Annotated in this window: 10 protein-coding genes; 2 read left to right on the top strand and 8 right to left on the bottom strand. The window is 48.5% G+C overall.

All coding sequences use genetic code 11. The features are described from left to right. The first annotated feature begins 357 nt into the window (after positions 1–357). Positions 358–744 carry a hypothetical protein gene (locus BAA01_13490; GenBank protein OUM89061.1) on the top strand — a complete coding sequence of 129 codons (387 nt, stop codon included), beginning with the start codon at positions 358–360 and terminating at the stop codon, positions 742–744. Between the two features lie 35 nt (positions 745–779). Continuing rightward, positions 780–1,292, top strand: a complete 513-nt coding sequence (locus BAA01_13485) for an RNase III inhibitor (protein OUM89060.1) — start codon at positions 780–782, stop codon at positions 1,290–1,292. Between the two features lie 159 nt (positions 1,293–1,451). Here the strand turns inward: BAA01_13485 and BAA01_13480 are convergent, their stop codons facing one another. The 8 genes from BAA01_13480 to BAA01_13445 all read right to left on the bottom strand — a co-directional run bounded on the left by BAA01_13480 (position 1,452) and on the right by BAA01_13445 (position 8,823). Next, on the bottom strand, positions 1,452–3,851 hold the full coding sequence (locus tag BAA01_13480) for a hypothetical protein (protein OUM89059.1): 2,400 nt from the start codon (positions 3,849–3,851) through the stop codon (positions 1,452–1,454). 17 nt (positions 3,852–3,868) lie between these two features. Further along, complete coding sequence (locus tag BAA01_13475; GenBank protein ID OUM89058.1) at positions 3,869–4,633, bottom strand: ABC transporter ATP-binding protein; 765 nt, start codon at positions 4,631–4,633, stop codon at positions 3,869–3,871. A gap of 22 nt (positions 4,634–4,655) precedes the next feature. Then, a complete protein-coding gene (locus tag BAA01_13470; protein ID OUM89063.1) occupies positions 4,656–6,509 on the bottom strand; it encodes an ABC transporter permease in 1,854 nt (617 codons plus the stop codon). Between the two features lie 27 nt (positions 6,510–6,536). Next, entirely contained in the window at positions 6,537–6,902 is a 366-nt protein-coding gene (locus tag BAA01_13465) for a hypothetical protein (protein ID OUM89057.1), read from the bottom strand. A 188-nt stretch (positions 6,903–7,090) separates the two neighbouring features. Then, positions 7,091–7,618: a hypothetical protein gene (locus BAA01_13460; protein OUM89056.1), complete on the bottom strand. Its 528-nt coding sequence runs from the start codon at positions 7,616–7,618 to the stop codon at positions 7,091–7,093. A gap of 12 nt (positions 7,619–7,630) precedes the next feature. Then, positions 7,631–8,047 carry a hypothetical protein gene (locus tag BAA01_13455; GenBank protein ID OUM89055.1) on the bottom strand — a complete coding sequence of 139 codons (417 nt, stop codon included), beginning with the start codon at positions 8,045–8,047 and terminating at the stop codon, positions 7,631–7,633. Further along, complete coding sequence (locus BAA01_13450) at positions 8,040–8,486, bottom strand: hypothetical protein (protein OUM89054.1); 447 nt, start codon at positions 8,484–8,486, stop codon at positions 8,040–8,042. The genes BAA01_13455 and BAA01_13450 overlap by 8 nt, the downstream gene beginning before the upstream one ends. Before the next feature lie 97 nt (positions 8,487–8,583). Continuing rightward, the gene (locus BAA01_13445) at positions 8,584–8,823 is read right to left on the bottom strand and encodes a hypothetical protein (GenBank protein ID OUM89053.1); all 240 of its coding nucleotides are present in this window, start codon (positions 8,821–8,823) and stop codon (positions 8,584–8,586) included. Positions 8,824–8,873: the final 50 nt, after the last annotated feature.

The raw sequence follows: 8,873 nt of genomic DNA, 5'->3' as shown, positions 1-8,873 counted from the left end.
GCGGCGACGATCGTTCGGCACAGCCGGAAGATCATCCTGAAACTGGCTCACGACTTTCCATACCGCCATGCGTGGAAGCGAATCGAAGCGCGGCTGGCGACCATGTCAGGTTAGAGATCCCCACAATTTTACATGGAAAACCAAAAGCCCCTTGCGGTGGGGGAGGGGGGGAGGAATACCTTTCAACGCTGACGGGGAGTTGTCTGGCTGGGAACTTCCCTGTTATTTACAGGGTGTTATGCGCTAACATCTCGTGATTTTACCGAAACAATGGGCTTTCGAAATTTAGGTTTATAATTAATGCCGGGAAACCGAAATATATCTTGGAGACATCCTCTATGGGAAGGAAGGATCCGTATGCGCTCCATCATCGTGCCGATTGACGGCTCGCGGCAATCGCTTGCGGCGCTGCGTTTTGCCATCACGATCGCGAAGGCGCTCGGAGACGAACTGGTGCTGCTGAGCGTGCACGGCAGTTCGCAGATCCTGGGCGAGAACATGCTGCGGGACGCAGCGGCGATCGCCGGACAGGAAGGCGTGCCCTACCGGACCAAGGTCAGGGTCGGGGGCAATCCGACGATCGAAATCAGCTTCGAAGCGAACGACCCGGACGTGCGCTGCATCGTCATGGGGCTCCGCGGCAGCGGGAGCGACGCCGCCTCGGGCAAGACGCTGGGCAGCGTCAGCCAGGGCCTCCTGCAGCTCGTGAAATGCCCGATCACGTTCGTGCCGTACGGCGATTGACGTCCGGAGATCAACGGTAGGATGGTGGTTCGCGGATGCCTTTTGCCATTGTCCAGGGGGATATCACGAAATGCCGCGTCGATGCGATCGTGAACGCGGCCAATCCGACGCTGCTCGGAGGAGGCGGAGTGGACGGCGCCATCCATCGGGCGGCGGGTCCCGAACTGCTCGAGGAATGCCGCACGCTCGGGGGATGCGAGACCGGCCAGGCCAAAATCACGAAGGGCTACCGGCTGCCCGCCGCCCATGTGATCCATACCGTCGGCCCCGTGTGGCGCGGCGGCGGACACGATGAAGAGAAGCTGCTCAGGGACTGCTACCTCAACTCGCTGGCCCTTGCGCAGGCGCACGGGCTCCGGAGCGTCGCGTTCCCGCTCATCTCCGCGGGGGCGTACGGCTACCCGAAGGAACAGGCCCTGACCGTCGCGGTCACCGCGATCCGCGAGTTTCTCGCGCGGCACGACATGGACGTGCGACTGGTGCTGTTCGACCGCGAGGCAATAGCGCTCGCGAAGCGGCTGTATCCGGACGAGACGATGGAGATGTGAACGCAAACCCTCCCGGTTGCCGGGAGGGTTTCGCGTTTTTTTGTCGTTTGAGAAAAAACCCGGGCAAGAGTCCCGTGGCTTTCTCACCCCAGGAGTCCGCCCAACGTTCCGCCCAGAAGAAGCTGTACGTCATTCCGTGTTTTTGAGGTTTCGTCACTTTTACTTGCCGTCCATCGCCATTTCACGAAGGATATGGCCGGATGTGATGTGCCTCCCTGCAACTGCAAGCGTAGCAACAGCAACGATCAGCATCCCTACGGCAACCAGCCCTACGGTCGCAAAGTCGAAGGCAACCGGCGTGGGGTCAAGAGCCAAAACCAGCAAGAAAATAAACATCCCCAGCATGCCTCCGAAGATAATGCCTAGCCCGACATACAGCCCCGTCTGTACCAGGATGCTTACGAGGATTCCGGCAGGCGTCAAGCCGACGGTCCGCAGAACGGCATATTCCTTACGCTTCGACAGGAACTGGTTCATCAGGCCGTTCAGCACGCCCGCCATCGAACATCCGATAATGGCGCTCAGCACGACGACGAAGATCCCCCATCGCTGAATGAACCCTGCTCTGGCTTGTTCCCGTGCATCGCGCAGTGTCGAGATCTGAAGCTCGGGGTATTGGCTTCGCAAGGATTCCAAATCCGCCAATGCCTGCTCCTCGTCGGCTGGATCGATATACAGGTTGTTCACAGCTGGAAACGTGTTCAGCGTGTTCGACCAAGTCATCAGCACATCTTCAGGGCCCAGTTTTTCGCTCACCTTGGCGATGCGATAAACGCCGACGGGGTGAATTCCCAGCCCCTCCGGATCGCGTCGGCCGACGGTAATGGCATCGCCAGCCTTCAGGTTATGGCGGTACGCCAGTTTCTCCGAGATGACGAGTTCATCATCCTTCAGGCCCTCCACCGACGAAGCGTAGACCGCCCGGGGATAGATTCGGATGGCCTCATCTTTGAATAAAATATAATTTTGCAGCAATATCCCTTCCATCTCCACTTCTCGAATCGATTCAAAGCCCAGCAGCGTTTCCCTCAGCCGGTGGGGATCTATGTCGGATTTCGGCCCGAGGCGGTTATGCAGGATGATAGGTTTGGCATATCTTTCCTTCAGAAAACGAAGATTGTTTTCTTCCAATGTGGCGAGCAGCGTTGTTCCGAATACCGCGATCGCGAGGGTCAGGGCAATCGAGACGATCGCGAAAGCGTTCCTCCTGACCTGGGGCAGCATATGCAGGAGCGTCAGGTACGTCAGACGGCCGAACTGGCGCCCCCCCGCCCGCATCGATCCTCGGAGGACCCACTCAACCGCACGGGGCATCAGCGACAGACTTCCGATGAGGAGCAGTACCATTCCCGGGAAGAGCAAGTAATCCTTCCCCTCGATATAGCCGAACAGGTAGAGACCGCCGCCGGTCAAGGCTGCGCCCCATCCAATCAGCCTACGTCCCTTCCCGCGCCTGAAATCAAGCCGCTCATTCTCCTCCGCAATCTGCAGAGGCAGGATTCTCGTGCTGCGCCAGGCGGGAATAATCATGAACAATTGAAAGAAGAGAAAACAGGCTGCGGCGGTGATGAACGCAGTCAGAAAATCGGATGCATGCCCCGCATCCGCCGGCATTCGGAATACGCGCCCAGCGACCCGGAACAATCCTTCTCTGGCCAATACCGACGCGGTCATGCCAAGCACCGTGCCCGTCAGATTGATGGCAACACTCTGGATCAGCACGATCCGGCCGATCTGGGCGGTCGCGGCTCCGATCGATCGCAGGATGGAGATCTGATTCCTCAATTTATAGAGCAAAATCTCAAGATTGGACAGGACCAGCAGCGAAGTGACTACAAGAACCAGAAACGACAGCACGATGATATAGATTTGCAGCGTTCGCATGTTCGACTGTACGAGCTCGTTCTGCTCCACCAGGTCAATGCGCAGATGGCCATCCATATCCCGGATCTTCTGTGCAATCGACAAAGCCTCAACGCCTCTCGCCAGTTTGAGCATCAGGCCGCTCGCGTACTCCCCTTCTCCCACGAAGGAAGCCATATCGTCATAGTGGATGATGGCTATGCTGGTCAAACCCTGCGGATCTTCGATGATCTCCGCTGTGCGGAACCCCTTGCCCTCCACGACCACCTCATCGCCGACGGCCACCTTCAGGAATCGGGCCAGCTCTTCATTGAGAATGATGGTGGAAGGAACAAGATACGAATTGAATTTATAGGTGCTCCGGGTCAGGTCATTGGCGGTTGTCCCGATCGTCCATACGGGCACGTTCGATTCACCGATATGCAGAAATCGGGACAACACGTGGGCGGAAGCCTCCACGCCCGGTAGTGAGACGATGCGTTCCGCCATCTCCCGGGTCAAGACACCCGAATGTCCCGGTGGATAGGAGACCATGATATCGGCTTCGCCGAACATCTCCCTGAACGACCGTTCCATCTCGCGTTCGGCGTTCAGCGAATACATAAGTAAGGTGGTGATCAGGAGTGTCGAAATCAAAATGCTGATGACGGAAAAGGAAATCAGCAGACGGTTCGCCTTCAAGAGCCCGAGGGCCATACCCCATAGCGTCTTTCTCATGCTTCCCGCCTGCCCCCAGCGATCGCCTTGAAGATTTTCAGGATCCGGTCCAGATCCTGCCTGCCGTCGCAGATATATTCATCCCGAATCTCGCCGTCATGAAAGAAAAGCACCCGGTCCGCAGATGCCGCGACGACGGGATCGTGGGTGACCAGCAGGATCGTCTGTTGCCGCTCATCCCGCATTTTCAGGAATACATCCAATATTTCCCTCGTCGTATTGTGGTCGAGATTTCCGGTGGGTTCGTCGGCCAGCAGAAGGGGCGGATTCGCGACAATGGCGCGGCCGATCGCAATCCGCTGCTGCTGGCCTCCGGACAGTTCAACGGGACGGTGCCGACGCCAAGCCTCCAGCCCAAGCATCCGCAGCACTTCCTCAACCCGAGCCTTGATGACGGACTCCCGTTCTCCCTGCAGGATCAAAGGCACCGCTATATTGTCTTCCGCAGACAAGTCTTTAAGGAGATGAAAAGATTGGAAGACGAACCCGACATTTTGCAATCGGTAGAGAGAAGCCTCGGGCTCCCGGAATATATGGTCGCAAGGCTGCCCGCGAAGTTTGATGGTGCCTGCATCGGGTTTGTCCAGTGCGCCTAGAATGTGGAGCAGGGTGCTTTTTCCCGAACCGCTCGTTCCCATGACGGCCGCGAATTCCGCCTTTTTCAACGAGAAGGATACATTCCTTAACGCGCGGACGGCATGCATTGATTGATGATAATACGTTTTCGACAAACCTTTCACTTCCAACACAATCTCGCTCATAGGATTCACCCTAATTGCCTTATTAAATAATAACCGGATAATCAACGGCATTTGCTTTGTACCACTTGCCTTGCGCCTCATACATGTTGTAGTAATATCCCCTCATATTCATCAATTCATCGAATGTGCCTTGTTCCACAATTCTCCCGTCATCCATGACGATAATCAAATCAGACAGACGAGTCGGTCCAATGCGATGTGATATGCTGATTGTGGTTTTATCCGAATACAATTTGTGGAACAATTCAAAAATTTTGAGTTCACTGATCGGATCCAACGCGGCTGTTGGTTCATCCAATATCACCACGTCCGCATTTTTTATCAACGCTCTACCTAACGCAATTCTCTGCCATTCACCCCCTGACAATTCCGTGCCATTCATAAATTCCTTTGAAAGAATCGTTTCCAGCTTTCCCGGATAATCCATGACTTTATTCTTTAATTCAATTCTATCTAATATTTTATATATTTCTTTGTCATTTTCCAAATATTCCAGATTTCCGAAGGCGATATTTTCACGAATGCTGTATTTATACCTTATGAAATCCTGAAATACGACAGCAATGCGATTATAATATGATTCCATATTTAACAAGCTGATATCCAAACCATTGACCGTAAGCTTTCCGGCGTTCAATCGATAAAGCCCCAACAAACAATAAGCCAGTGTTGTCTTTCCAGAACCATTCCGCCCGACAATTGATATTTTGTCCCCCCGTTTGATTTTTAGCGAAATGTCCTTCAGCACACTGACATCGCTATTAGGATACGAAAAGTACACGTTTTTCATCTCAATGGATTCGATGCGCCGAATTTGATAAGTTCCGTCGTTTCGGTCATCATGAGCATCCTGAATGAGTGAAAGAAGTGCATTGTTGTATACCGCAGTTTCAAACAAACTGCTCATATGCATGCCGATTTGACCAAAAAGCCCTTGAATCATGACGGATGATGAAAGCAATGCAACATAAGAGCCTATGGATAATTGAGCTCCCACCACCAAACTTACCAAATACAAACTGACTCCAAACTGGGCTCCTTGCAATACAATTAGGGATAATGATTTATATCTTAGGTCCCATCGAGCCACCTTTAGCCTGAGTTCAGTGACGGTATTAAATAGTTTTTTCCATTTCCCCATCAAGTACTGTTGGGTGTTGTAAATTTTAATCTCTTTCAAGGCGCTTTTCTGACTAAACAAACCTTCGGTAAAATACATTTCCCTTTCAAATTGCGAAGCTTTGTTTTCAGCTTTGTAACCTTTCAGTTTTACGATAAACATGATGGTGATTCCCGGCAAAGTGGAAAGAAGAAGCGTCATCGGTAAGGACCAATGAAAGGTAAGCAATACCCCAATAATCCCAAATATCGAGAATACGACTCCGATCAGATTGATGAGTGTCTGGACTACCCTTACCCCGCTATTTAACGAGAGCTGCGCCAACTTGAGTTTGTCGTGAAAGGAGCTATCTTCAAATCGCTCAATGGACAATTGCAACAATTTTGAAAATAACAACAATTTCATGACGTAGCTAACCGAGTACATGATTTTTTGGAAAGTATATTCATTAAATTCTTTGAAATAGGAAGACAAAAATCCCAATATATATGTGCAACACAATAGTATCATTAACCATGTCATTTGACTTGATTCATTAGTTGTCGCAAAAGATGTCAATATGTCAACCGTTTCTTTGTTAAGATATAGTGTCATTGGGGATATAAGGGAGCTGAGCGCCGTAAAAAAAATAAAAAAGAGAAAAAGGATGGGGTGCTTTTTATAAATCAGTTTGATGTAATAGATCTGTGATTGAATAAAAGTTCTTGTCGGTCTGTCGACTTTCATACTGTCCGTACGGATAATGTCATCCACAATCGATCCCATTCCCCACCGGATTATTGATTAGAGCTTCATTTCAATATCAAAACGCTCAAGGATGATGTCAATTGAAGCCGGGCTTTTATATACCACTTTTCGGGCCTGGTCCAATTTCATATAGAAAGGAAAAAAATTGATATTCAATTTCTTAAAAATATGTTCACGTGTTGCTTGATACTTGTTTTTAATCCAATTATAGGTTGAGATTTTTTGTACTTTGCGTAATTCTTCCTCCTTTTCGTCAAACGCAAAAATAACCGTGAGGCGGTCAAGGGCTGCATCGTTGAGGTATCTGCTGGATGTCAGCATTCTCTTGCATTCCCGGCAGTCGGCATCCACGATCAACAGATTCGTCTCTCGGTTTTTTTGTACCAGATTTGCAAGCGACATTAATTCACCCTGGAAAGACTTGATAGGAATATCCTCCACTACTTCATTAGACACGGGCTCCGAATAAGCAGCCATGCTGGCATAACGAAACTTGTAAATAATCAATATTATTAAGGCCATTTGTACAACACATGTCAGTGATAAAGCCAACAAAAGTTCCAGAGACACCAATTGCACGACCTCCAAATTTATCTATATAAAATCTTGTCGAGAACAAGTCTTGCTGTTATCAGGTTCAACCCCCATAAACACGCCAAAACAAGCGCGATCGCACTCTCGTCTATTCCATATGAAACAAACAGCTGATTGTGTGATACCGGATAAACGATCAATAAATTCGGTAATATTGAAATAATTAAGAGAACGGATTGTATAATTCCGGGCATACCGTACCTCGATTTGATGATTTCCCCGAAGCACATGCATGTGCTCTTGTCATTCTTCAGGACAGCATGGACATGAATCGCTAAAAAAACAAAAAACATCCCCAATGCTACCAGGTTAACGAAGAATTCATGAGGCAACCATATTAGCGCAAATCCGGTCAATAATTCGACTACCGGAGAACCATAGCCGATAACGCTTTTCCATGCTCCGGGTATAAATTCATAATTTTCAAGAGCACGCAAATATTTTTTCAGGGCAAGCAACTTGAAAATACTTGAAAACACCAATACCAATCCCGCACCTACTGTCAAAACAACAGCAAAAAGCATAATACTTCATCCCTACAAACGAATCGAAATTCCGTATAATGTGATTAAAAAAAACAGCAGGATCAATTGAATTAAAATGGACTTCAACGAGATCGTCTTCGGAAGGCTGTGTTCGAAACAATTGCAGCTTGGATTTACCGACTTGCCACTACCTATTACTTGCATAGTAAGATAAATAAAATGAAGCAACATGCCGATCAACAAATAAAGCACATCATGGTAATGGAGAACCAAGGTGATGGCTATCATATATTCAAGCGTTATCAACAACGCCGAAAAATATGTTGCCTTTTTGGCAAAAACCCCATACTCCACAATGGTATTGTAATACTGATATATTTGCCTTGTTTTTCTGGCAGCATTTTTACAATAATAAACCGCCAAAATCACTTTCAAGGCCAATGCAATGAGCGTCATGTCATCACCCAAAGTTTATTAGCCGCTTCCTGACTTCGAGATAGATATCACGTTGTCCGTATCCAGAGTGAGCACTCAAGTCAAAAATCAACTTTTTCCCGGATTTGTTGTGGTGATATATGGAGGTTAAGCCTTTTGCTTCAAAGTATGTAAGTAATTTTGCTATTTCTTCATGCATGCTATCATCATCAAAATCAATTTTTACAACCAGCAGTTTGCCCCGTCTCTTTAATAACGAAAACAATTTTTTGTAAAATTGTGCATCCCCCTGCAAGATCTTGTCTTCTATGAGTACAACAATTCCTTCAAACCCGGTGTGATGACTTAAAAAATCTTTTGCGGTAATACCGGTTTTTGTTATGTCGAGAATCCGAATGAGTTTGATGAACAACCAAATGTATAAACCTGCAAAGACCAAACCAAGGTAGATATAGTAGATAAAATTGAACATATCCCCTCAACTTATGAACTTTATAAAAAATGCGCTATTTCTATAAAGGGGAAATGAGAAAGATCAAGCGGAATGAATTATCTTTTTATTTCTACTGTCAGCATTTGCTTTCCGCTGTACTGCAATCAGCAGTTGTCAGCTCGCATCTCCGGCAAATATTGATGACTCCCGGACCAGGGCAAACAAAAGGCGCACCGTAATCCCAGATGTACTTGGTTGTCTTGTAAGCGCCGGTTTTATCTAATGTAATATTTTCCAAGCCAAATCCGCATTCTCCGCGAATGATATCTTCGCTGTTGCCACATTCAAGCAACATCGGTTTCGCATAGCCCATCATTGAAAATTCCTCCTTAATTACACTCTGTAATGATATCCCTTTATAGAAAT

The organism is Bacillus thermozeamaize (genome assembly GCA_002159075.1).
Taxonomy (GTDB): Bacteria; Bacillota; Bacilli; order ZCTH02-B2; family ZCTH02-B2; genus Bacillus_BB; species Bacillus_BB thermozeamaize.
This window is presented reverse-complemented; position numbering and strand designations above follow the sequence as displayed.

Excerpts from the sequence above, each read along its gene's own strand:
- BAA01_13490 (OUM89061.1), top strand. The coding sequence starts at position 358 with ATGCGCTCCATCATCGTGCCGATTGACGGCTCGCGGCAATCGCTTGCG.
- BAA01_13445 (OUM89053.1), bottom strand. The coding sequence starts at position 8,823 with ATGATGGGCTATGCGAAACCGATGTTGCTTGAATGTGGCAACAGCGAA.
- BAA01_13475 (OUM89058.1), bottom strand. The coding sequence starts at position 4,633 with ATGAGCGAGATTGTGTTGGAAGTGAAAGGTTTGTCGAAAACGTATTAT.
- BAA01_13480 (OUM89059.1), bottom strand. The coding sequence starts at position 3,851 with ATGGCCCTCGGGCTCTTGAAGGCGAACCGTCTGCTGATTTCCTTTTCC.
- BAA01_13485 (OUM89060.1), top strand. The coding sequence starts at position 780 with ATGCCTTTTGCCATTGTCCAGGGGGATATCACGAAATGCCGCGTCGAT.
- BAA01_13460 (OUM89056.1), bottom strand. The coding sequence starts at position 7,618 with ATGCTTTTTGCTGTTGTTTTGACAGTAGGTGCGGGATTGGTATTGGTG.
- BAA01_13450 (OUM89054.1), bottom strand. The coding sequence starts at position 8,486 with ATGTTCAATTTTATCTACTATATCTACCTTGGTTTGGTCTTTGCAGGT.
- BAA01_13465 (OUM89057.1), bottom strand. The coding sequence starts at position 6,902 with ATGTCGCTTGCAAATCTGGTACAAAAAAACCGAGAGACGAATCTGTTG.